This is a genomic window from Sphingobacterium sp. UBA6317, assembly GCF_002440385.1.
Classification (GTDB): domain Bacteria; phylum Bacteroidota; class Bacteroidia; order Sphingobacteriales; family Sphingobacteriaceae; genus Sphingobacterium; species Sphingobacterium multivorum.
This window is the reverse complement of the sequence record NZ_DJTD01000011.1, coordinates 1-23,016: the sequence shown is the minus strand read 5'-3', so window position 1 is coordinate 23,016 and position 23,016 is coordinate 1. Positions and strand designations below refer to the sequence as shown.

Sequence of the window (23,016 nt, the reverse complement as noted above, 5' to 3'; positions counted from 1 at the left end):
CATGGAAAATTATTCCATATGGTATCTTATTTCAATAAATTAAAGAAGTCATTTCTTTGACTTTCCGATGCGAATATCCCACTATACTCCATGGTAGTTGTACTACTGGTCGTATCTTTAACTCCCCGTGCTGATACACAGAGATGATCTGCGTCAATGAGCACAATAATATCATCCGTTTCTAAGGTCGATTTAAGTTCATTAAAAATCTGTAACGTAAGCCGTTCCTGTACCTGTGGGCGGTGTGCGTAATAATCTACTACACGATTTATCTTTGATAATCCGATTACTTTTTTCTTTGCTATATAACCAATGTGCGCTCGTCCCACAATTGGCAGAAAATGATGCTCGCAGGCTGAATTTACACGTATATTTTTCTCAACCAATAGTTTGTTGTAACCATATCGATTTTCGAATGTGGAAAGTTGGGGCTTATTGGCTGGATTGACGCCATAGAACAATTCATTGATATACATTTTAGCCACACGATAGGGGGTTCCACTGAGACTATCATCCTGGAGGTCAAGGCCTAGTTCATGCATGATATCCTGAAAAAGCTGCGCGATCTTTTTAATTTTCTCGCTGTCGGTTCGTGTAAATGCATCATGTCGCATAGGTGTATCAATCGAAGTCATGATATGAAGATCGCCTAGATTTTCGATAGGGGAGGAGATGTCTCTTTTTAATGATGTGTTCATAAATAATTCCTTTGTTAGTGTACGCTGATTAGATATACGAAGGCTCCTGCAATTAGGAGTTGTTAACTTATTTTTATAAATATAGTGAAAAAGTAGTAAATGCAATTTAGTTGCATGTAATGTTTTTTCACTATATTTGATTGTCACATCTTTAATAGGCTATGTTTAAGAAATTTACTCTTGTTTTTTTATTCATTTTTTTAGGTGGAGAGTGTTATTCAGTCTTGGCACAAACGGGGTTGGAATCTCAGCATTTAGCAGACCATAAGCCACTCATGAATGAAGTTTGGAAAACCTTTGATACCATGTTGTATAAAGTGAACAAGAAAAATGGGAAAACGATATACACGCCATTTTTTCCCAGTAAGCTTGCAAAAATGGATGGCATGAAGGTGGAACTTCAGGGGTATATGGTGCCGCTCAAGGCAGGTCTCCGACATAACAGGTTCCTATTGTCCGTTTTACCTGTTTTACAATGCATGTTTTGTGGGCAAAATGGAATTCCACCGATGGTAGAGATTACGTTGGCTAACAACGATAAAATTTGGTTGAAGGAGAACCCTATTACTTTAAAAGGATATGTCAAGCTTAACGAAAAAGACAGGACTCGGGTTGAAATTTTTATACAAGATGCATCTATCGTAAAGTAGTAGATTGTTAACTACGCCAAATGGTCCAAAGTATGATCCCATAAACCACAACAACCAAAGCAAGCAACAAAAACAGTTCAAAGCTTGTTTCCGGGAAACCACTTGATTGTGATAGAAAGGCGGCTATTAATAAAATACCAATCAATCCGATACCGATACTTAGTATGAGTTTTCGAGGTTTATTAAATGTATTATTGATTTGGTCAGGTTCTGCTGTATCTGAAATATTGCTTTCCTCTTTCAGTACTGCTATATCCAGCTCAAGTTCCCTTGCTATAAGATTTAGGTTATAGGCCCTTGGAAGGACTTCAGCATTTTCAATACGCTGTACGGATCGCAGATTAAGCTTGACCAGATCAGCAAGTTGCTGTTGTGAGTAGCCTCGGTTTATACGTGCATTTTTGATCAGAAGTGCAATTTTTTCTTTACTTGATTTATTGGTCATCTTACGGCATTTTGCGACGTATTCAAATGTCGTAAAATTAAATGATTTAAGGCCATAGCTTTGTAGAAAAAAAGTATGATTGCTATTGTTATTGAATTGTTGGTTTCTTGGTTTTTACTAAAACACTTCTGTCACCAGGACCTTAAGGTATTGGGCTTTTATGCGAAAGGCAAACCGTTATTTTTAAGTTTGGTTGTACCAATGTTTTATTTGGTTATCCTCTATTTAGGAATAGCCTATTTGGTAGAAAATCCTTATAAGTTTAACCCAGAGTATACACTTGGAGATTTTTTTCGAAGTCTTTATTATGTATCAAAAGCAGTTATATTTGAAGAATTGATCTTTAGAGGAGCTCTATTGTATATGCTAGTCAGTCGCTTTGGGAAGACAAAAGCTGCATTCATAACAGCCATAGCTTTTGGAGTTTATCACTGGTTTTCATATGGCATAATCGGACATGTGTTTGAAATGTCAAGAGTTTTTATGTCGACGGGTGTATTTGGTTATTTACTAGCACGTATATGTATAAAAACAGGTAAAATAATATTTCCAATTGCTTTGCATTTTGCTTATAATTTCACAACGATGGTCGTATTCTCAAAGGAAAAAAATATTGGATTGCAACTTTTGGTAAAAGCTCATGCCGTCGATCCGGTTAGACCTGAAGGAATATTTCCGCTGTTCATTGTCGTTATTTACTATGTAGGCTTTCCAGTATTGTGTTATATTTTCCTTAAATCGTTAAAAAACACGAATGGCTGGTCCTGATCTTTTAATTTTTCCATTACTTGCTTGTTGAGCAGATGCTATTAAAAATATATTTTCCGATGGATTGCCTACTATTGACTAATAATCGCTACACTATCTTTAGGAAAATGATTTTGCAACCATTGTTGTAATTTTTCGTGTTGCGCTAATGGAAGTGGGATCTTGGTAGCGTATATAAATGCTACGATCCTGGCGACGCTATCGGCCTTTGCATAATGTTGTTGGACACCAATGCTATAGGAATTCAGTTCGGGGAATAATACAGCGATATCGCGATCAAGTTGCGGACTGGCCAACTGGTATTTCGCTAATTCATTGTTTAGGGCGCGTATCGTGAGATCCTTTTCACTTACAGCTGCTGTACGTCTGTCTATTTCGCTTAGAATACTCGATTTTAAATCTAAACTATCCTGATGAATGACAAGGTTAGTATTGGTAATACCAAATGATTCCATTACACGCTGTAAAGATTCTACCTCTTTGTCACTGAATTTTTTTGATAAAAAGGCAAGTTCAAGTTTCTTTGGATTACTATTCATCTCCAGCTTTTCATAGATAACGGTGTAACCTTTGTTGCTGAGTTCCTGTTGAACAAATTGGTTTACCTTGCTGGTGTATTTTTTTTTCTTGCAGTAGATTGTATGCAAAATAGACACTTGGCAATACAAGAATAATCGTGATGATGGTAATACTTTGAGTAATTCTTTTTTCGCGTTTTTTATCGATATAATGAGTTTTGGGGTAACGCAAATATTTGACAATGATAAATGTAGCAATGCAGATAAAAACACAATTGATGATGTATAGAAATAAAGCACCCGCAAAATAACTGAGATTACCGATAGCTAATCCGTAGCCTGCAGTACAAAGTGGGGGCATCAAGGCTGTTGCTATGGCAACGCCAGGAATAGGATTACCTTTGTCTACCCTAGTAATAGCGATAACCCCTACTAAACCACCAAATAGTGCAATCATTACGTCATAGATATTGGGCGATGTACGCGCTAATAATTCGGATTGCGCTTCCTTGAAGGGGCTTAAAAGAAAATAAATATAAGAAACAACTAAGCTTATTAAAGTTGCTATCAATAGATTTTTTAATGATTTTTTTAAGAGGGGAAAATCAAATGTCCCCAACGCAAATCCAGCTCCAACAATCGGGCCCATTAATGGAGATATAAGCATAGCACCGATAATTACCGCTGTAGAATTTACATTTAGCCCTACAGATGCAACCACAATTGCACATGCTAGAATCCATGCATTAGCACCGCGAAAAGAGATATTGCTCACAACATTTTCTAGAACAGCCTCCTTTCGGTCTTCTCCCTGATGTAGATCGAAAAATCTCAATATTTTATTCATTAGCGTATTAATATAGCGGCTCAGCAATTATTCAGCAATTATTAAGACGCTAAAATTATGCCGATTTTAGTCCTCTGTCGTAATTCTGCTATACAAAGTCTTTACGGACAAAAACACTCGTTAATAACGTGAAATCCATTTTTCATTTGGCTGAAATCCCGGGTGACCGGCAGATATCGTTGTCTGCTTTAGGTTGCTGATACTTTATTTTACCTCATATTTATCGGCTATTTAGCACATTTAAATTTTTTAAGTTAGGTTGATCTGGTGGTCGGTAGATCGGCTTTTCAAAGGGGATTAGCATGCTATTTATGGATAATTGTGAAGAAGATTTTGTTGATTCCTTATAAAATATTATCTTTTAGTAATTTTAGAACTTAGAAACACGGAAGAGAAATGTCATTAATAGATTTATCAAAACGCGTGGCGTTGGGAATAGATATCGGTGGAACCAATACAAAATTTGGTGTGGTCAATCATCGGGGCGAAGTACTTGAAAAAGGAAGCATAAAAACAGATGCTTATCAAACGGTGGAAGAGTTTATTGATGCGTTGTACGAGAAAGCTTATCCCTTAATTGAAGCATTTGGTGGTGAACAAAGCTTTGATGGAATTGGTGTCGGCGCGCCTGATGCTAATTATTACACTGGGACAATAGACCACGCTCCCAATCTCCCTTGGAAAGGTGTGATTCGATTTAGCGATTTAATGACGGCCAAATTTAAGATTCCCTGCACCATTACCAATGATGCAAATGCCGCTGCTTATGGTGAAATGCTTTTTGGTGCGGCACGCGGCATGAAAGATTTTATTATGATTACCTTAGGCACGGGAGTAGGAAGCGGCATAGTGGCCGGAGGGAAGCTTATTTATGGACACGATGGCTTTGCTGGCGAATTGGGCCATACCATTGTCAAACCAGGAGGACGAAAACATTGGAGTACGGGTTCTGAAGGAAGTTTAGAGGCTTATGCATCTGCTACGGGAATCACCATTACAGCCAAGAAAATGCGGGCCGAATTTCCGGAATCGATGTTGAATCAATTCCCTGAGGACGCGATCAATTCGAAGACAGTTCATGAATGTGCGCTCAAAGGGGATGCGATAGCCATTGAGGTATTTAGGTATACTGGGCAGAAACTAGGTGAAGCATTAGCAAATTTTGTGATGTTTTCTTCTCCTGAAGCAATTCTACTTTTTGGAGGAGTAATTAAGGCCGGTGATTTTATCTTAAAACCCGCGAAACTCCATATGGAAAGAAACCTTTTTCCTTTGTTTAGAAACAAAGTTAAACTGGTCTTTAGTGAATTGGAAGAGGCTGACGCTGCTATTCTTGGTGCAAGCGCATTGGTCTGGGAAAAATAATATATTGGTTTGTTCTCAAGGCAGAATTACCGCTTATCGGGACTGTTGTGTTTTGAGAACAACTTGGTTAAATCGCTAAAATACAACGGCACTTTCACAGAATATATATGATCTTGTTGTCGGGGATTTATGGAGAAATAACTGACCATTTAATTTATTATAGCGACTGTTATCTTTTTTTGAGAAGCTAAAGGCATAGTCTTTGCTAATAAGTTCTTTTAAACTTAACACTATTCCAAATGAAAAAGACCATTTTTCTCCTTCTGTTGCTGTGTACAGCTTTATTCTCAAAAGCAGATCAACTTCAGGCCTTGACACAAAAGCAAGCCGAAACGGCCGTTGCATACCTTAAAAAAGAACCCATCGTTATTTTATGGTGTAGCTGTTGTGATAATCAAATACCCAAAAAGATTACTGTTCAAGAAGTATATTTCAAGGCATATCCGGATGGAAAATATTATTCTGTGGTTGTAAAAGGACGGGATGAAAGTGGGGCCGAAGTAGAGGAATATGTAGACTTGGCTTATGTGTTCGTAAAAAAAGGTAAAAAAGCGAAAAGCTTAGGAAAAGTGTTGAAATATGAGTGTGACCCTTGTACAAAACCATTTGACTGGGCGGCTTAAATTCTTGACGCGACATATTATCGCTAATCTATTCTGTTTGCTTCAAGAAATTATACCCTCAATGGTGATAACTTAGCATCAAAAAGTGCTGGTCAAAAAAAATCCCGAGCTGAAAGCTCGGGAGAATGATAAGTGCGGAAGAAGGGACTCGAACCCCCACGCCTTGCGGCGCCAGATCCTAAGTCTGGTGCGGCTACCAATTACGCCACTTCCGCATTAGGATTTCTTATGATGTCGCAAATATATAAACCAAAGTGATATCTTGCAAGTCGATATGCTAGATTCCTTCTTTTAAATACGGATCATCCTGTTTATGAATGGAATATTTTTCATTAGGATACTTGTCTCTTTGATCACATGATCTGCAGGCAGCTTGTTTACCCGATTTTTTGATGAAATGCTTGCTGTGCTAATCAAGTTTTGTTAAGGCCTTTGAATTTCGTAACAAAAATACATATTGAAAAAAGTCAGTTGTATGAGTCTTCTCAGCGGGTATGATATTCTCGCCAAAAAGCCGTGATTTTACAGTTATTAAATTTTGAGAAGTAGCATAGGGTGAATGTGCTGCATTGAGTTTAAACAATGATATACTATTTGGTCGACTTAATTCTTTTAGATCCTGAATGCCTTTCACGAGCATAAGTGGGCCATCTGCATTTACCCAATCTACTTTTTCATCTGCAGGGGTTGGAAATTGAGGATTCTTTGGAAGATACATTTCACTAGCAATGGTATAACTAACAAAGCTAGATACTTTATAGCCGCTACTTTTCAAGCGTGTAGCAAAAGGATCATTGGTTGCATCCTTTCCTTTTTGTAAAACATGAAAAAACCAAATAGTCCATATAGTTTTTGACCATCAATATGGTGATTTTTAATATAATTTTCCAAATTTAACAGCATAGCTGAATCCCTGGATACGTCAGATTTATCCGCTGTAAAGCTTTTGTCTATGCCAATAACAGTGATTTTTGCCGAATCGGCAAGGTGGCGGTTATAATCATAAATTTCGACCCATTTTTGATATAGCTCTAAACTAGACTGTTGCGGGATACGTTTGCGAATGGAGTGAACCACATCTTTCAGTAGGGCGTTATCTTTTAGCGGCTTGGATAAAAAGCTGTTTAGTTTGTTGGCATTTGTACTATCCATCTCAGCAATGTAATATTTAACACCGAGCTTTTTGTTCAAATAGAATAGCAGCTCTTTGTCCAACTTTTGATTGTCTGCGTAGCCATGAATTTCCCCGAGTAAGAAAATATCCGAATTATAGAAACTATTGTCGAATAGAGAATCTACAATACGATCCTTAATCTCCGTTTTATGAAGCTTGAGGTACGCTATATTTTCCGCGTTGGTATTTCCTATAAATATCCGATTGGAAATGAAAAAATAGAGGAATAATAGCCCGATAATAGCCAGTATAGAAAAAAATGTAATCTTAATAAATTTAAAAAACTTTTTCATAAATGAGGTTTTGGCAAAGGTATTATTTTTCAAGGAATGAACCAATAAGTATCCATGCATATAATTAAAATATATGTATTGGTGTTTTTAAAAATTGGGTCATTCTTTAATAGAGTCGGGTCATTTTTCAATGACTATTTCCATAGGACGATTGTTGGCGCATAGTGAACCGCTGCGGGCTTATTTTACAGTTTTTTGTACAATAACAGCGATTTTGTAGTTACCCCGTAGCGTTTGTGTCCCTTGTTCCTTGTTCGGGTAAGGGGCGATATCCTGTAATGAAATGGTATATCCGTTGGTGTTGGCAGTTCTTTGGTAACCTCTATCCTGTAGGTCTATTGTTGCGAGCTTTATTGTCGTGGGTTTAGTTGCTTTTTCTGCGATCTCAATTTCTGCTACTGCAACTCCAGACCAGATACAGTTGACGCCTTCAGGGCAACGGCTATCTTCTGAAATACCATTAAATTTGATCTTGATCGGATATTCTCGCAATGATTTTCTTTGCCCCTCAGCTAAGGATACACTTTCTCTCTCTGTTCTATTTCCAATATTTTCCTTTTGCGTTGCACAACCCGCTAGCGAACGGAATCCTAGTCCAATAATAAGCGTTTTATAATTCATCATCTTTACCGAAATAAAACTAGTATAAATGTTATCCAGTTATCTAGTCATTACTACCAAAATTAAGCCATATTTAAGAAAACGTGCTAATCTTTCGACTCTTAATAGCGCTAAGCTCCCACTTGAATCATTGCTGTGGCTTTTGAGCGATTATTGCTGTGATCCATTTTCATAATGATATGATTTTTCAGGTTCGTCACAGCTCGTAAAGAATAAGCTGGTCTTAGCTAGTTTTGATTTATCGAATCTTTCATCTTGCAGAAAGGACATACCTTGCCGGATGTACTTATTTAAATACCGATCGTCTTGCTCAGGATTTCCCGCAAAAAAAGCTTCATTGTCTGATGCAAACTTGCTGATATATCTTTTGGTGACAGGATCTAAAATGTACTGTTCGAGGTCAGGGTAAAATATTGTGTAATGTGCATTGCTAAATATTTCTATGGGGTCGATATAGTTTGCCTGATCATAATCTTTCTTCATGGTCAATATTTCGTTCCAATGCTCTTGATTTGAACCGTCTCGATTTTCTCTTAAAAAACCTCTTTCTCCGCCATAATTGGAGAGCCTGATGGCTAATTTATTACCTTCAGCCAAATATAGGTAAGCGCTGAAATGTTGACGTGCACGTTGGGGCTTGTTATAAGCAGCTATAAAATCATTGAATTTTCCTTCATTGCTATACTGAAAGACTTGATAAGTGCTATCATCTTCCATATACTGATTTTGTACAATAAACTTAAGCGATTGAACCGGTTTGGATTCCTGATGAACAAAAGGAGGGCTGAAACAGTTTGCCTTGTCATTGAAAACCCGATGTGTACTGTCATTATCAAATTGTACATAGGTTTTCCCGCTTTCAAAACCTGCCAGATTGAAACGAGTACTGTCTTTTAAGTTAGCATTGTGACGCCCATACAGTTGAAATAAAGGGGCTTCATCCGGATAGAAAAGCAGGTAATCTTTTTCAAAAACATAGGACCCGAAAACAGATGTAGCATAACCATATAACAGAAATTTACCATCTTCAAAAAGACAAATTCCGCTATTACCACCATACTGTCCACTGATTGTCTTTGCCTTATCTTTTCCGCTTGGAAAATAGTGCGTGACTTGTTGTGCTTTACTATTTGTTACCATAAGGATAAGACTAATTAAGCCTAGAATTTTTTTAATGAATGACGTGCTTTTACTTTCTTTCCGCATATCTTTTGTTGTTTATCAAATTTAAACCATTGCAACACTGGTTCAATGGTGGTATTTACAATCCGTGCAGGCATTTTACGATTCGCCGAAACCTGTAATGGGGCAAACTAACACATATTCTTTCGCTTGGTAAATTAGCGGTTTTATCCGTCGTATTTTCAACTTACATTAACATTTTTTTTCCACCTATTAGAACAAAATATACCCCACTTAGACCGCTGGTTCGAATATCTTTGATTCTCGTCTGATGAACACTTCGCCTGCTTTGAATGTTCATGGAAATTTATGATGATTTTATTATAGCCAATAAGATAAATAGATGTCAACACTAACCCGTATAAATGCATATATGCATCTCAAAAAACATATTCGAATGATAGTAATTGCAGATCTTGATATGAGTATTTTCTATTTTAAGAAAAGACCTTTCATCGTGATGGATTTGTCAAATGAAAAGATATATTTCAATGATAGTGGATTAGAATGGTTGCGTTCAGAAAAACAAATAGTGCAGCCTGTTCAATGGACTCGGAGTAAGTATCTTCCCTCCAAAAATTGGGTGGGACTAGCTGTTAATAACCAAAGAGATGATTTGATTATCCAGTTAATTGATGAATTTTATCTGGCGACATGTGATATGCTATCGATAAATCCAATTTCTAAGGGGAATTCGTCCGACAAAATAAAGCTTTAGACAGATTTTAATAGATTTAAATGTGATTCGTCCTCCCAGGCGGAATCAAATCATGAAAAACTAGCATTGAAAATTAGAAATACAAAAAAGAGTAAATTAGTACGATATGGTGGAAGCAAATCATGCATTGCGTATTAAAATATAAATAATAATGAGGATTAACAGAAAATAGGCTAACTTATATTAGGTATTTTAACCCGTTTTATAGGTACTTTAACTTGTTTTGTCTTTGCTGCTTTTTTTTTAAATTTTTAATTTTCATCTTTAGCGTATTATAAACGTAAAATTTGAGTCCATTACACAACCTTTCTGAAGAAACATTGATTCTTTTATTGAAAAAAAAAATCAACAGGCTTTTAGTTATCTTTATGATCACTATGCCGATGCACTCTTTGGTGTGGTTTGTCGTATCGTGGTCTCAACGGAGCATGCGGAAGAAGTCATCCAAGATGTATTCGTCAAAATTTGGCGATATATCGATGTTTTCGATGCAGAAAAAGGCCGCCTTTATACCTGGATGATTAACATTGCCCGCAATACAGCCCTCGATCATCGAAAATCAAAAGCTATCGTAAACGAGCAGAAAAACCAACCGCTCTCAAATATCGTAAATAGGGAGGAAGAACAAGATCTAAGTCAGGGCGAACAACACACGAAAGCAGATTTTATTGGATTTAAAAATATTTTAGATAAATTGAAGCCGGAATGGCGAATCTTGATTGAGATGGCCTACTATGAAGGATATACACAACAAGAAATCGCTGAACAGCTTGATGTGCCGCTAGGAACAGTAAAAACACGTACCAGGGCAGCTTTTATACAATTACAACAATTACTAAAAGAGTACCGCTAGTTTTGGATATTAGAGCATACATATCGTCGGGGATTATTGAATCGTACGTTTTGGGACTTGCTTCTGAAGAGGAAGTGAGCATCTTGAATTGTATCCGAAAAAATAATAGCGAAGTGGAACAAGCCATCATCGAAGCAGAGATTGCACTCGAAGATTTGGCCGATAGCCAAGCGATAGAGATGCCTATGCAATTAAAACAGGATATATGGAATAAACTCATTGCAGAAAATCTAGTACCAAACGAAGATCATAAAATTGATGAAACATTAGTACCTTCTTCTACGGACCATAACGACGTAATTGTTATGGATACCGAAAAGAAAACGCTTGTTGCTCGATCATACAAGTGGACTATTGCTGCAAGCCTATTGTTAGCCGTTAGTATTGGTGCTAATATCTTCCTATATCAACGTAAACAAGATACAGCGAATAAGCTAAATCAGACGACGTCCTTACTTGATGCTGAGCAGGCAAAACTTGCTACCCTACAGGATAAATGGGCTCTCGTTCAAAATCCAGCAATAAAAACAATCCCTCTGAAGGGGGTAGAAACTAAACCCGATTACCTTGCTTTGGTATTCTGGGATCAAGTATCAAAGACGGTTTATCTGAGTATTGAGCACATGCCTGTTGCACCCAAAGGTAAGCAATATCAACTGTGGGCAATGGTCGATGGTAAACCTGTTAATGCCGGTGTTTTTCCACTTGACTTAAAAGGAGATACAGCAAGTAAGATGCTGGATATTCCAAAGGCCCAGGCTTTTGCTATTACCCTCGAAGATGAAGGCGGCAAAGATGTACCGACACTCACAGCATTATGTTTAATGGGGAGTATATAAAAAACAATGCCCTGATGGGATAAACCGATCAGGACATGCTAAAAACAGGTAAACTACGTCTTTTGTTAGGATTTTATAAAAAGACCTGCAATATTAAGTACAGCTTCTGCAGTTAGAGGTTCATCGAAAGACTGGGTTGCTGCATTGGTCGAAATTTTCCCCATGGCACCTGCCAATGTTGTAATATCCACTCCCGCTTGTGTTATATTATTTTCGCCTGCATATACCGGATCGACAACTGCGCCAATACCACTGTCATTACTTCCTGTAATCCAAGGTTTTTGATTGGCAGCTCCACCTCCGCGAGCACGACGCATTTGGCGGATATGAGAGGCATGTCGTGCCTCAACAGAATGGATCTGAAGCGCCGCAGTCAGTACAACACGATTGCCGAGTAAAATTCCCGCTTGCCCTTTATAAGCTCTTACCCCGGTGTCTTCAAATGCTTGTGCGATAGCTAAAAATGTGTCGTAGTCACTGAAAACATTGCCGAAAGTCCCCCCAGCGGTGAAATCAAAGGTTGGTTTTGAAACAGCTTTATTGCCTAATACCTGTTTAAGAAAATTCACATGTGCAATTTCATGGTCACGAATGGTGGTTATCGCACCGAGTGGTTTACCTGTGGGGATAAGACCTGCTTTGGCAACTGCCATAGTGTAGTATTCTGCTTCGAGATATTCCAAAGTCAACGCATAGTTGAGTACTCCATTGACATCTGTGGGAGCCGTAGCACCATAAGCTTTTTTAAAGAGCTCACCTATCATAAAGGGCAGGGCAGCCAAAGTTATTTTTTTGCTCATTGAAGCCAAACTTTTAATTGCTTCGCGACGAGGGCTGATGCGATCGCTGAATTCAGGATCTACAGCATTTATTTGTTCAAAAACGTTTAAGAGATTCATGATAATCAGTTTTTAGGTGAATTAATAAGTTGGTAGATCGCTCACATCAATCTTGGATTTAATAAATGGCGCTGCGGCACTAAGGACAACGCTTGGACTCTTTGCGACATCAAGACCATTTGAATCCACTACTTCCTGATTGGCAAAGCTACCATTGTCGATCATATCCCTAACCCAGGCGGCATGTCTAGCTTCAACAGATACGATCTTGCCAGCCAACAGTAAATAATTGACATCTTTTATTAACCATCCAGCACCATTGTAGGCCGAAACGCCAAGATCTTCAAATGTTTTTGCTGTTGCCAGTACCGTTTCGCGACTGCTGAAATTGATACCGCCTAAATTAAATTCAAGACTTGAAATGGCTTTGGCCCCTAGGGCTACCTTGAAAAACTCACGATGAGCAATTTCATGATCACGGATATCCGTAAAAAAAGTTTTTTCCATGTCCGTCATGCCACTATAGGGGTTGTTGACTAGCTGGATATAAAATGCAGCTTCAAGTTGTTCAAGTGCATAGGCATAATTTAGGATGGCAATGTCGCCGCTACCAAAGTACATGCCCTTACCACCGTTATCCATGCCATCATCGTGGTCTTTTTTGCAACTCGACATACCCAGGATGGCTAATGTAGCAGCACTGGCTCCAGCATATTTTAAAAAATCTCTTCGTCTGAGATCTCTTTTGTCCATGTCACTATTGGAGTTCAATAGTGTTTCGTTGTGGGAGGTTATCTTTTCCATAACAAAAGTCTTTTAGTTTATAATTTTTTTCTGTACTTATACCCATTTACGACTTTTTGGAAAGCTTGGATTTCATAAATTCTTTTTTTTTTAAATATATTTTTGGCAATGAAAAACCGATATAATCTTCTCCCTTTTGGGAACCGAAGGCAGCACGGCGCTTATTATCGGTGATCTTTTAATCTAATAGTTTGTTTTTTATTTAAAACTATTTTAACACAGCGGTGTTCATGATTATATTTTATCATGCTATTACCGCTGGTTTTCTACTTTTTACGATAGACTAAGAAAAGTTAAAACCAAATCGATATTAATTGGGCATTGGAATGATTCAAATCAATCGTTAAAGATTAGTGAAATATTATTTGTACGTTAGCGCATGCTATACATTTGGACCTATAAAGACTTCGAAGATAAAATTATTAACAATACAGGCTTTTGAATGAACGCTAAATTATCGCCAAAGAATGAATCAGATCGGATACGCGTGTTGCATGAATACGAAATTTTAAACACAGCAGCCGAGGAAGAGTTTGACCGCATTACGAAAATTGCATCACTAGTGTGCGGTACACCCATCTCATTGATTTCACTAGTGGATAAGGATATGCAGTGGTTTAAATCGCGGGTTGGCTTGGAGATAGACGAAACAACGCGCGATGTTTCTTTTTGCCAATATACGCTGGAAGAAGATCAGCTGATGGAAGTTGAGGACGCCAAAAAAGACGATCGCTTCAAATCGAATGAACTCGTTACCTTAGAACCAAACATTCGTTATTATGCTGGATTACCATTAATCGATCCCAACGGATATGCCTTAGGGGCCTTATGTGTTATTGATCGTGTTCCAAGGCAGCTCGATCAGCATCAAAAAGAGATCCTAACCCTTCTTCGGGATGAGGTTGTCGCGCTTATTGTCAACAGAAAAGAAAAAGAAAAGTATAAAGAAAGTGAACAAAAACTGAAAGCATTTTTCGATAACTCTCAGGGACTTATGTGTACGCATGATCTGAAGGGCAATTTTATAGCCGTCAATGAAGCTGGAGCCAAGACTTTGGGCTATACACGGGAGGAGATTCAGTTACGATCACTTTTTGATATTGTCCCATCGGAGGGGCACAAGAATTTACAGGACTATCTGGGCGCAATTGTTCAACGCGGAACAATCAAAGGAGAAATGCGAACCTTGACACGCTCGGGTGAGACGCGTATCTGGATGTTTAATAATATTTTGCAGACCAATGGGAACAAAATACCCTATGTGATTGGCAATGCCGTGGATATTACGGAACAGCATTTTCTAGAAAAGGAACTGAAGCATGCCCAAGCAATATTGATGCGGACTGGAAGGGTAGCTAGAATTGGAGGCTGGGAATATACGCCTGCTGATGGGAAGATTGTTTGGTCCGAAATTACGCGAGAAATTCATGAAGTACCCGAAGACTATGAACCAGAGCTAACAACTGCGTTACAGTTCTATAAAGCGGGATCAAGTAGGAATAAAATACAGACTGCCATTGAACATGCACTCGCTACGGGAGAAGCTTGGGATTTGGAGCTTGAGATTGTCACCTTCGCTGGTCATGAACTGTGGATACGTGCATTGGGAAATGCTGATTTTGAAAATGGCCATTGCGTTCGTTTATACGGTACCTTTCAGGATATTGATAAGCGTAAACGCATCGAAGCAGAGTCTTCGAATTCAAAAAAGCTGCTTTCAGAAGTATTGGATGCAACCTCCGCTGTAGCTATTATCGCGACCGATACGACTGGTGTAGTCACATTGTTTAATACAGGAGCGGAAAACCTTTTGGGATACCGCAGTGAAGAGGTCATTGGGAAATTGGGGCTTGAACATTTTCATTCGAAAGAGGAGCTCGTGTTGAGAGCTAAGGAACTGGAAGTTGAATTAGGACGTTCGGTAGATAAACTTCGTTTCTTTGTAGATATGGCAGAGCTGCATGGTGCTGAACAGCGAGAGTGGACCTATTGTCGAAAAGATGGATCTAGATTGTATGTTTCCTTAGCCGTTACATTTATTCGGGATATTAACGAAAATGTTATCGGTTATCTTGCGATTGCAACTGATATTAGCCGGATTATTCATCAACGGGAAGAGCTGGAAAAGGCGAAATTAGTAGCTGAACAGGCAAGTGCAGCAAAATCACAATTTTTGGCAAATATGAGCCATGAGCTTCGTACACCTTTGAATGGGATTGTTGGCTTTACCGATTTGTTGCTTGGGACAGCACTTGAAGATACTCAACGGGAATATCTGAGTATCGTTGATCAATCAGCCAATTTATTGCTTGGAATTGTAAACGACATTCTAGATTTCTCTAAAATTGAGGCTGGCAAACTAGAACTGGACGTTGAACAGACGGATCTTCAGGACTTGGTTATTCAACTGACAAACTTTCTCAATATGCAGATCAAAGCCAAAAATTTAGAGTTTTATCTGAATATCGCGGCCGATGTGCCACATTATATTTGGGTTGATGCCCTCCGTATCAAGCAAGTATTGATGAATTTATTGAGCAACGCCACAAAATTTACCGAGAAGGGAACTATTGAACTCAGCATTACAGTAGAATCACATGATGCCACCCAGGCTGTTCTGTGCTTTAGCGTCAAAGATACAGGCATAGGTATCAAAGAGGACAATGTGGAACGGATATTTGATGCATTCACACAGGAAGATAACTCGATGACTAAACGTTATGGGGGAACTGGCCTTGGACTAACAATATCGAATAAATTGCTTAAAATGATGGGCAGTGAATTGAAATTGGAGAGTACCTTTGGTGCCGGTAGTCGTTTCTTTTTCACTATTAATGTTCCCGCCGTTTGGGAAATTAATGCGTGGGATGAATTAAAAAAAATAAAGGATGTACTAATTGTTGCAGAGGAAGAGTCGGAGCGAAATGATTTGGATCGGATGTTATCGTTAAAGAAGATTAATACCGTGCATGCAAAAACTGGATTTGAGGTATTACAGATATTAAAAAAGGGACATCATTTTGATGCAATTTTGATCGATCATCAATTGCCTATCATCAGCGGTATTGAAACGATACAGAATATTCGTGAAAAAAATTTCGATAACAATACTGAGCCGACCATTATTCCTATTTTTAGTTCGAATCAGCAGGATATAGAACAGCTATGTCATTCCGTGGCCATAAGTAGATGGTTAGTCAAACCCTTTACGCCGGAGGAGCTGTATACAGCTTTAGTAAAGGTGAACGTTTCTTAGTTTGAAGTAAGCTCTCAAAGTTGCATGAGCCGTATTTACGACCTAAGTTATCCATTTATGCACAGTTAATAGGTTCTCTTGATAGGGCGATGATGAAGTGTCTGATTTCCTTTGAATATGATTTTTGATTTCTAGCGTATCAAGAGCATGTTTATTATCGCAAGTTTCGGATTTTACAGCATTATCTTTCTGGATAGCTTTGTGTTGGATAATAAATAAAACACCATGCAAATTTTTAAAGATAAAGTCATCCTGATTACAGGGGCTAATAGAGGGATAGGAAAGTCACTGGTAAGTGCATTGCTCAATAACGGTGCAGGGAAGATATATGCAACCTGCCGGGATTTAAAAAATATGCCAGCATTCAACGATCATCGAATCGTACCGCTGCAACTAGATATTACCGATGTTAAACAAGTTGAAATGAGTGTGCTAGCAGCCCCAGATACTGAGATTCTGATTAACAATGCAGGAACCTTAAATCCAGGGAATATGCTACAAGGAGAAGTATTGGCGATGGAAAATGATCTGAAGGTAAATTATTTTGGAACAATAAACATGATGCGTGCATTTGCTCCAATTCTGATAAAGAATAGGCCATCTATCATGATCAACATTGTTTCGATTGCCGCCTATTCGCCTTTACCTTCTATTGCTGGGTACGCTGCTTCCAAAGCAGCACTTTATTCTGCTACACAGTCTGTTCGAATTGAACTGGCTAAAAAGGATGTGACAGTATATGCTGTTAATCCGGGAGCAATTGATACCGATATGAACAAGGGAAGTGATTGGGATATGCCAGATCCAGATCGTATCGCAATAAAGATAGTAGAAAGTGTCGCAGCCGGAAACCTCGATATAGTCCCGGATGAAATGGGACAAGGTATGTATGCCGCATGGCGAGAAGAGCCTGCGAAATTATCAAAAATATTTTCTGATCTCTATCATCAAGAAAATTAGATGTTCACTATTGTTCGGCGCTATCGATGTTTATGAGTAGCGCCGAACAGTATGCTGACGATAAAAGAAGACGCTGTCTCCAAAGTCGATTTTACAATTCGGATTCAAATAAAATTTGAAACTTTATTACATTAAATGGAAAAGGACCAAGATCGCTTCGAAATGCAACGATTGATTATTCCTTAGATTTTAGGTATGGGATACGATATTGTTCATCAAATCTTTTCTTGTCATCCCGATAGCTGCTGACGGCTCCAAATTTATGCATCATTTTAATATAGCACCATGCGAGATCTATCTGATAAGGCTTAAAGCCACTCCGCGCACTCTTTGGATATAAATGGTGGTTGTTGTGCCATTCGCCTGCTACAATGCCAGGCCATAACTGGTTTATGGATTTGTCTCTCTCATTGAAATCGATACCTTCACGTTGTTTGTCTTCACCTTTTGCATGCCCTTCATAGTTGAATGTGCGCACACCGACTGCCCAAAAGCCGGCGGCTCCAAAGAGTGTACAGGCAAGTGCGTGACCACCGATTAAATAAAAGGCGGCATACCAAAAAGCCCAGTTTAATATCCAGGATCCTATTGCATGTGAAGGATTGACGTACGACCCCCACTTTTGATATTGCGCATAACTATTAGCTGTTACACCCGTGTGTCGCATAAGCAATTTGACGCGGTTATAGGAATTTTCCGTAAGGTTCTTAGCAATAGGCTGGTGATTTACATCGGCTAAAAAACAGTATAGAAAGCCAGCTTGGGCATTATAGGGATCACCCGGTTTATCGGATTTTGCGTGGTGAACATGATGTGAAATAACATATATTTCTTCGGGAATTACATTGATGGTCAAATTCTGCGTGAAAAAACGCCAGAAACCGTTGCGGAATTTAAATGCGCCGTGTGTCGCAAATCGATGATGCCATATCGTTCCATGGGTCCCCATAACGATCATACTGTACAGGAACGCGGCTAACACAGTCCACCAACTGAAATGGTAAACCAAAAAGATGATAAAAAAGGGGATGAGGCAAGCTACTTTTAACCAGCTAAAAAAGGGTAACCAATTTCGTTTATCCTTAAAAATATTAAGGCGTTTGAAGAATTCAGTGAAAATTTCTTTTTTGCTTGGCTTTACGAGATTTCCATCGTCGTCTTTCCATCCGTAGGTTGGAACTTGCAGAACATGGTCTAAAAAGGGCATTTGTGGTTGATGTAAATTATAATTTTTGCTAAAGGTATCATATTCCATGGTTAAAAAGTGTTAATGTTAAAAGTTTAACATATCCTTAAGATGTATCAAGCAATTCGAGAAGGATGAAATAGCTTGCTGGAAGCTATAATATTAATAAGCAAACGCATCACGATTAATGCTTATTTTACCATAAAGTGATACGGAATTTAAAGGGAGTTTATAGCTATTCATCCGAATGAGGTCCCTATAAGGTCCGTATGAAGTCCCTATAAGGTCCCTGTTATTTTTAAAGTTTTAAGGGCCATATTCTAACACTTTTTATACTATTGTTCTTTAATGAATTTCATCTCAAACCCATTCTCTTTTCTTACGACTTGTTTCAGGTCAGGCGTAAATTGAAGTTCTATTCCAAGCCCCATTTTGAAGAGATCATTTCCAAGATAATCGAGCGCTACATTTTCTTGACTGGGGGCCTCTAAAATAAGCATACTGTCTTTCTGTACAAAGGTGAGCTTAAATGCGGGCGATATCTCGGCAGCATAGGTGCCCAAATAGCGCTCGATATGTTCGATAGCCCGTTTTTTTACCTAATAAGGTTCTATGGCGGTAATATTTTCCATATTTTCTAAACGTGCCATCAATCCCCAGCCATAAAAATCATTGGATACCCCAATGAGCAATTGGTTTTCACCTTTTTTAAGTTTTAAGCGGGTATTCCCGTTCTGTACAGATATCCTTCCGTCGGGATACCTTTTCATATTCTGCCTAAAGATATTTTTGTCTGTGTAGGTAATCTGATCATTTAGGTAAAGCCATATTTCATCTGAGAATCCGAGCTGGAGATTAGCTAATGTAGGTTCTTGTGCTGTAATAATAGTTTTTAGCCATATTATCCGACGCTTTTCGGCACTACCGAAGCGTCTTGTAAGGTTTACCAATCCATACCGCTCGGTTGCTATTTTTTCCGTGAAGGCTTCGTCTTTCGGCAGGTCACGAAAAGTAGTTGGTTCTCGCCCTTCTTCCAAAGTCGTGGGTTGGGTTATCGACCAACTTCGGATATAATTGGCCTCATGTCGGGTCAGGTCCACACCTTCGGCTTGCGGTAGGTTCTCAATTTCATTAGGTTTAATCTCGATATTACTGATGTATGCATCGCCGTCGAAGGCAATGCTTCCAGTATTTTCTCGTCCCTCGAGTTTTGGTACGGTCAATCTCAAGCTGTTATTGACAAAAACCTGCATTTGCACACCTGATATGACGAGTTTAATATGATTCCATTCTTCTGTTTTAGCAGCCGCAGGTGCCTGATATTGGGGATAGATGTCCCACATGTTGACACCGTCTAAGATGGGACAGTACTGAATGCCTTCATTAGCGAATGGATGAGCCATTTTAGGAACTCGGAGATAGACAATCTCCTGTTCTTTTTCATTTTTTCGATGAAAATAAATGGCGCTGGCGAACTCTGTTTTTGAAGGTATCACATCATACTCGATGGTTCCGTCTTTAAAAATTAAGTCTTTAATCACGACTGGACCAGATGCTGGAGCGATTTTCATTGCTTTACGACCTTTAAAGTTTAGAAAATCAACTTTTCCGTGCTGGAAGGACCATTGTTCTGCGTTTAATGGAATGCTCTTGCTTATTGATGCTTTGCTATTTTTTTCTTGAGTATAACTTTGTAATAGAATGACCCATATGAAGGCTAGTGTCAAAAATATCTTTTTCATGTTAATTAAATTTTTGATAAATTTAACGGATAGACCTTATTTCAACTCGCTCAACCTTGCGGCAAGTTTATTCAAGTTTGTTCAAGCAGATTGTTTGTTTTTAAAATGTTGATATATAATAAATTATGGTTAAGTTGAGTGATCCCGAATTGTTTCTGCATCTTAAGAATTCCATTGAAAATCAACTTGAATGGGGGGAAACAGCTCATTGGAGTACAGCTGATTTTGAAAAACTTTCGGACAAGATACAGGAGAAAACGGGAGTAATACTTAGTGTTTCTACGTTGAAGCGGATTTTTGGTAGGATTGATTACCAGAGCAAACCAGCCCTCACGACATTAAATACATTGGCGCGCTACGTTGATCATGAGGACTGGCGGGCTTTTCGGAATGCTTATGCACAGAAATATATACCGCAGGAGCAGTTATTGCATAAATCCGCTTTTGAACCAAAGGTGAAGAAAAGAAAACAGCACGGTCCTATATTTATTATCGCTATTTCATCTGTTTTCGTCCTTGTCTTGGTCGGACTTTTCGGTAATAGGTTTATTCCAAATAAGAAGCCTATTAATAATAGTGCCTTCCACTTCTCGTCGAAGACAATGCTGACAGAAGGCTTGCCAAATTCGGTCGTTTTTAATTACGATGCTTCTGCTGCAAATGAAAACGATTCGATATTCATTGCACAAAGTTGGGACACCAGCCGTAAGATACAGGTGGATAGAAAGGGCAAACACCATTCTGCGATTTATTATTATCCAGGTTACTTTAGAGCTAAACTGATTATTGGGAATAAAATTGTTCGAGAACATGATATACAGATTAAAACCAATGGCTGGCTAGGATTAGAAGAAGCAGCCTCGGGAAAGGAGCCTTTGTATTTCAAAAAAACTGAAATCGTGTTACCCCATGAAACTGCCATTACTCAGGAATTGTTGAATAGCTATAATGTCGACCTCCTCCCTGATGCTCCACTGGTAAGACTTTACAATCAAAAGGATATGACAGGAGTTATGACCGACAACTTTAGTTTTGAAACAGACATCAAAACAGGAGCGAGCAATAATGGTAATAATTGCCAGCGCGTGGAAGTACTCTTACAGGCTAAAAACGATATCATCATTGTACCTTTAGTAAATACAGCCTGTATCGGTGACATAGCTCTTACAGCTGGTGGCTTTTATACGGATAGCAAACAAGATGACCTCAGTGGATTTGGCTGCGATCTTTCCAAGTGGACCAAGCTTAAAATAGTTTGTAAAAATCAGCAGGTTAAATTTTGGATCAATGATAAACCTACATACACTACGATGATTAAAAATGCACCAACTGAAATAGTTGGTTTGCAATATCGTTTTAAAGGGGCAGGTTTTGTTAGAAATACCCGTTTAAGTGGGTCGGAGAGGAAGGATATTAGTTTTTGATAGGTAAACCAATTATGCATATGATGATACTAAAAAAGATATTTCCTTTTTTATTTTTCTTACCGCTAGCTTGCTTGGCTCAGCAAGAAAAAGGAAAGCCTTTCGAAATACAATTTGATATCTCGGGACTTTCCAATGGCGCAAAGCTTCAATTGAATAGCTTCCAGGAAGGTGGTCGGTCCTATGACGTCATACTTAAGGATGGAAAATGTGCCATAAAAGGAACTCTAGAGGAGCCTTCTTTATATGTACTAACGGCAAAGCCCAATTTGAGGGCAGTCATCTGGATTGAACCGGCTCGCATGAAGATATTAGGCGATAGTTTACATTTTTCGGATATAGCGGTGCTGAATTCCAGATCACAGGCTGATGCCATCCCAATCAATAGGCAACTGGATCCCATGTGGAAAGGAGCAGCTGAGCTTGACCGAAAAATTGAAATTGAAACCGATTCGGTCCAACTGGTGGAGTTGAAAATAGCATCGGACCATTATTATCGGTCCATCAGACAGTTGAGAGTCCACAATATTTTTGATAAAACACCGTCTTATCCACTTATGCAGGAACTCTATTTCTTAAGGACATCATTGACAAGAGATTCCTTGCAGTTGGCTTTTGATAGGTTCTCTCAGAATATGAAAAAAAGTAGAACAGGACGGTTCTTAAAGGAATTTCTCCAAGCAAAGGAACTTAGAAGAGGGGATCTGGCTCCAGCTTTTATTGTCAAAGACCTTAATAATAATGATGTGAATTTGACTGATTTTCGGGGAAAGATTGTTGTTCTCGATTTTTGGGCTGCTTGGTGTGTGCCTTGTAGAAAAAGTAATAAGAAGCTACCGATGTTGTATGCTAAATATAAAAAACGAGGTCTAGAGATCCTATCTTTTAACCTAGACACAAATAGGGAGATTTGGAAGAAAGCAGCGGTCGAAGACGGCATATCCTGGACCAATGTGGGCGATCAGCAAGCGCTGAATAGCAAAACAGCAATTAACTATCGGGTGCAGGGATTACCAAAGGTTTATATCATTGATCGAAATGGTTTTATCATAGATACCGGAGGATCTGGGGTGGACCTAGAACGTACTATAAAAGAATCTCTCGATCCTTTGCTTTAAGATCCAGTATAAAAAATAGAGTAGGAGCCGAGGGGGAGGTTATGAAGCTGTCTCAAATTTATTGAGGCAGCTTTTTTATTAAATATGGCTATG

At 38.6% G+C, this 23,016-nt stretch carries 24 protein-coding genes and 1 tRNA gene; 11 read left to right on the top strand and 14 right to left on the bottom strand.

Going from position 1 to position 23,016, the window contains the following annotated elements; all coding sequences use genetic code 11:
* Nucleotides 1–26 precede the first annotated feature (26 nt).
* Complete coding sequence (folE, locus tag B3E92_RS02665; protein ID WP_286895259.1) at nucleotides 27–698, bottom strand: GTP cyclohydrolase I FolE; 672 nt, start codon at nucleotides 696–698, stop codon at nucleotides 27–29.
* 161 nt (nucleotides 699–859) lie between these two features.
* Here folE and B3E92_RS02660 point away from each other — a divergent pair, with 161 nt between their 5' ends.
* Entirely contained in the window at nucleotides 860–1,348 is a 489-nt protein-coding gene (locus B3E92_RS02660; RefSeq protein WP_112375864.1) for a hypothetical protein, read from the top strand.
* Between the two features lie 7 nt (nucleotides 1,349–1,355).
* On the opposite strand, the gene B3E92_RS02655 is transcribed toward B3E92_RS02660, so the two are convergent.
* Complete coding sequence (locus tag B3E92_RS02655; protein WP_070566885.1) at nucleotides 1,356–1,793, bottom strand: helix-turn-helix domain-containing protein; 438 nt, start codon at nucleotides 1,791–1,793, stop codon at nucleotides 1,356–1,358.
* A gap of 75 nt (nucleotides 1,794–1,868) precedes the next feature.
* Between B3E92_RS02655 and B3E92_RS02650 the strand changes: the two genes are divergently transcribed.
* Entirely contained in the window at nucleotides 1,869–2,561 is a 693-nt protein-coding gene (locus B3E92_RS02650) for a CPBP family intramembrane glutamic endopeptidase (RefSeq protein ID WP_286895257.1), read from the top strand.
* A 71-nt stretch (nucleotides 2,562–2,632) separates the two neighbouring features.
* On the opposite strand, the gene B3E92_RS02645 is transcribed toward B3E92_RS02650, so the two are convergent.
* Together B3E92_RS02645 and B3E92_RS02640 are read right to left on the bottom strand one after the other, a co-directional pair.
* Nucleotides 2,633–3,100 (bottom strand): hypothetical protein, encoded by a 468-nt coding sequence (locus tag B3E92_RS02645; protein ID WP_286895255.1) that lies wholly within the window; start codon nucleotides 3,098–3,100, stop codon nucleotides 2,633–2,635.
* 10 nt (nucleotides 3,101–3,110) lie between these two features.
* Nucleotides 3,111–3,926 (bottom strand): DUF389 domain-containing protein, encoded by an 816-nt coding sequence (locus B3E92_RS02640; protein WP_286895253.1) that lies wholly within the window; start codon nucleotides 3,924–3,926, stop codon nucleotides 3,111–3,113.
* Nucleotides 3,927–4,322: 396 nt separating this feature from the next.
* Between B3E92_RS02640 and B3E92_RS02635 the strand changes: the two genes are divergently transcribed.
* Entirely contained in the window at nucleotides 4,323–5,291 is a 969-nt protein-coding gene (locus B3E92_RS02635; protein ID WP_046675099.1) for an ROK family protein, read from the top strand.
* Between the two features lie 239 nt (nucleotides 5,292–5,530).
* On the top strand, nucleotides 5,531–5,914 hold the full coding sequence (locus B3E92_RS02630) for a hypothetical protein (RefSeq protein WP_046675100.1): 384 nt from the start codon (nucleotides 5,531–5,533) through the stop codon (nucleotides 5,912–5,914).
* A 133-nt stretch (nucleotides 5,915–6,047) separates the two neighbouring features.
* On the opposite strand, the gene B3E92_RS02625 is transcribed toward B3E92_RS02630, so the two are convergent.
* The 5 genes from B3E92_RS02625 to B3E92_RS02605 all read right to left on the bottom strand — a co-directional run bounded on the left by B3E92_RS02625 (nucleotide 6,048) and on the right by B3E92_RS02605 (nucleotide 9,142).
* A tRNA-Leu gene (locus B3E92_RS02625) sits at nucleotides 6,048–6,129 on the bottom strand.
* Nucleotides 6,130–6,323: 194 nt separating this feature from the next.
* Nucleotides 6,324–6,689, bottom strand: coding sequence for a hypothetical protein (locus B3E92_RS02620; RefSeq protein WP_286895252.1), 366 nt, complete (start codon nucleotides 6,687–6,689; stop codon nucleotides 6,324–6,326).
* Nucleotides 6,686–7,381 carry a hypothetical protein gene (locus B3E92_RS02615; protein WP_286895250.1) on the bottom strand — a complete coding sequence of 232 codons (696 nt, stop codon included), beginning with the start codon at nucleotides 7,379–7,381 and terminating at the stop codon, nucleotides 6,686–6,688. The genes B3E92_RS02620 and B3E92_RS02615 overlap by 4 nt, the downstream gene beginning before the upstream one ends.
* Before the next feature lie 180 nt (nucleotides 7,382–7,561).
* Nucleotides 7,562–8,005, bottom strand: coding sequence for a hypothetical protein (locus tag B3E92_RS02610; RefSeq protein WP_286895249.1), 444 nt, complete (start codon nucleotides 8,003–8,005; stop codon nucleotides 7,562–7,564).
* Between the two features lie 147 nt (nucleotides 8,006–8,152).
* The gene (locus B3E92_RS02605) at nucleotides 8,153–9,142 is read right to left on the bottom strand and encodes a preprotein translocase subunit SecD (RefSeq protein WP_286895248.1); all 990 of its coding nucleotides are present in this window, start codon (nucleotides 9,140–9,142) and stop codon (nucleotides 8,153–8,155) included.
* A 439-nt stretch (nucleotides 9,143–9,581) separates the two neighbouring features.
* Between B3E92_RS02605 and B3E92_RS02600 the strand changes: the two genes are divergently transcribed.
* From B3E92_RS02600 to B3E92_RS02590, 3 genes are all read left to right on the top strand, one after another.
* Nucleotides 9,582–9,902 carry a hypothetical protein gene (locus B3E92_RS02600; protein ID WP_286895245.1) on the top strand — a complete coding sequence of 107 codons (321 nt, stop codon included), beginning with the start codon at nucleotides 9,582–9,584 and terminating at the stop codon, nucleotides 9,900–9,902.
* 397 nt (nucleotides 9,903–10,299) lie between these two features.
* Complete coding sequence (locus B3E92_RS02595) at nucleotides 10,300–10,755, top strand: RNA polymerase sigma factor (RefSeq protein WP_286895244.1); 456 nt, start codon at nucleotides 10,300–10,302, stop codon at nucleotides 10,753–10,755.
* 2 nt (nucleotides 10,756–10,757) lie between these two features.
* The gene (locus tag B3E92_RS02590) at nucleotides 10,758–11,594 is read left to right on the top strand and encodes an anti-sigma factor (RefSeq protein ID WP_286895242.1); all 837 of its coding nucleotides are present in this window, start codon (nucleotides 10,758–10,760) and stop codon (nucleotides 11,592–11,594) included.
* A gap of 65 nt (nucleotides 11,595–11,659) precedes the next feature.
* Here the strand turns inward: B3E92_RS02590 and B3E92_RS02585 are convergent, their stop codons facing one another.
* Nucleotides 11,660–12,493 carry a ferritin-like domain-containing protein gene (locus B3E92_RS02585; RefSeq protein WP_046675104.1) on the bottom strand — a complete coding sequence of 278 codons (834 nt, stop codon included), beginning with the start codon at nucleotides 12,491–12,493 and terminating at the stop codon, nucleotides 11,660–11,662.
* A 21-nt stretch (nucleotides 12,494–12,514) separates the two neighbouring features.
* Nucleotides 12,515–13,237: a ferritin-like domain-containing protein gene (locus tag B3E92_RS02580; protein ID WP_046675105.1), complete on the bottom strand. Its 723-nt coding sequence runs from the start codon at nucleotides 13,235–13,237 to the stop codon at nucleotides 12,515–12,517.
* Nucleotides 13,238–13,679: 442 nt separating this feature from the next.
* Between B3E92_RS02580 and B3E92_RS02575 the strand changes: the two genes are divergently transcribed.
* Nucleotides 13,680–16,493 (top strand): PAS domain S-box protein, encoded by a 2,814-nt coding sequence (locus tag B3E92_RS02575; protein ID WP_286895240.1) that lies wholly within the window; start codon nucleotides 13,680–13,682, stop codon nucleotides 16,491–16,493.
* Between the two features lie 225 nt (nucleotides 16,494–16,718).
* Nucleotides 16,719–17,453, top strand: a complete 735-nt coding sequence (locus tag B3E92_RS02570; protein WP_115050152.1) for an SDR family NAD(P)-dependent oxidoreductase — start codon at nucleotides 16,719–16,721, stop codon at nucleotides 17,451–17,453.
* A 175-nt stretch (nucleotides 17,454–17,628) separates the two neighbouring features.
* Here B3E92_RS02570 and B3E92_RS02565 read toward each other — a convergent pair whose 3' ends face one another.
* The 3 genes from B3E92_RS02565 to B3E92_RS02555 all read right to left on the bottom strand — a co-directional run bounded on the left by B3E92_RS02565 (nucleotide 17,629) and on the right by B3E92_RS02555 (nucleotide 20,381).
* A complete protein-coding gene (locus B3E92_RS02565) occupies nucleotides 17,629–18,708 on the bottom strand; it encodes a fatty acid desaturase (protein ID WP_286895238.1) in 1,080 nt (359 codons plus the stop codon).
* A gap of 266 nt (nucleotides 18,709–18,974) precedes the next feature.
* Nucleotides 18,975–19,202 carry a hypothetical protein gene (locus B3E92_RS02560; protein WP_286895236.1) on the bottom strand — a complete coding sequence of 76 codons (228 nt, stop codon included), beginning with the start codon at nucleotides 19,200–19,202 and terminating at the stop codon, nucleotides 18,975–18,977.
* 36 nt (nucleotides 19,203–19,238) lie between these two features.
* Nucleotides 19,239–20,381, bottom strand: a complete 1,143-nt coding sequence (locus B3E92_RS02555; protein WP_286895234.1) for a hypothetical protein — start codon at nucleotides 20,379–20,381, stop codon at nucleotides 19,239–19,241.
* Nucleotides 20,382–20,506: 125 nt separating this feature from the next.
* Here B3E92_RS02555 and B3E92_RS02550 point away from each other — a divergent pair, with 125 nt between their 5' ends.
* Nucleotides 20,507–21,805 (top strand): hypothetical protein, encoded by a 1,299-nt coding sequence (locus B3E92_RS02550; RefSeq protein ID WP_286895232.1) that lies wholly within the window; start codon nucleotides 20,507–20,509, stop codon nucleotides 21,803–21,805.
* Between the two features lie 20 nt (nucleotides 21,806–21,825).
* Entirely contained in the window at nucleotides 21,826–22,923 is a 1,098-nt protein-coding gene (locus tag B3E92_RS02545) for a TlpA disulfide reductase family protein (protein WP_286895231.1), read from the top strand.
* The last annotated feature ends 93 nt before the right edge of the window (nucleotides 22,924–23,016 follow it).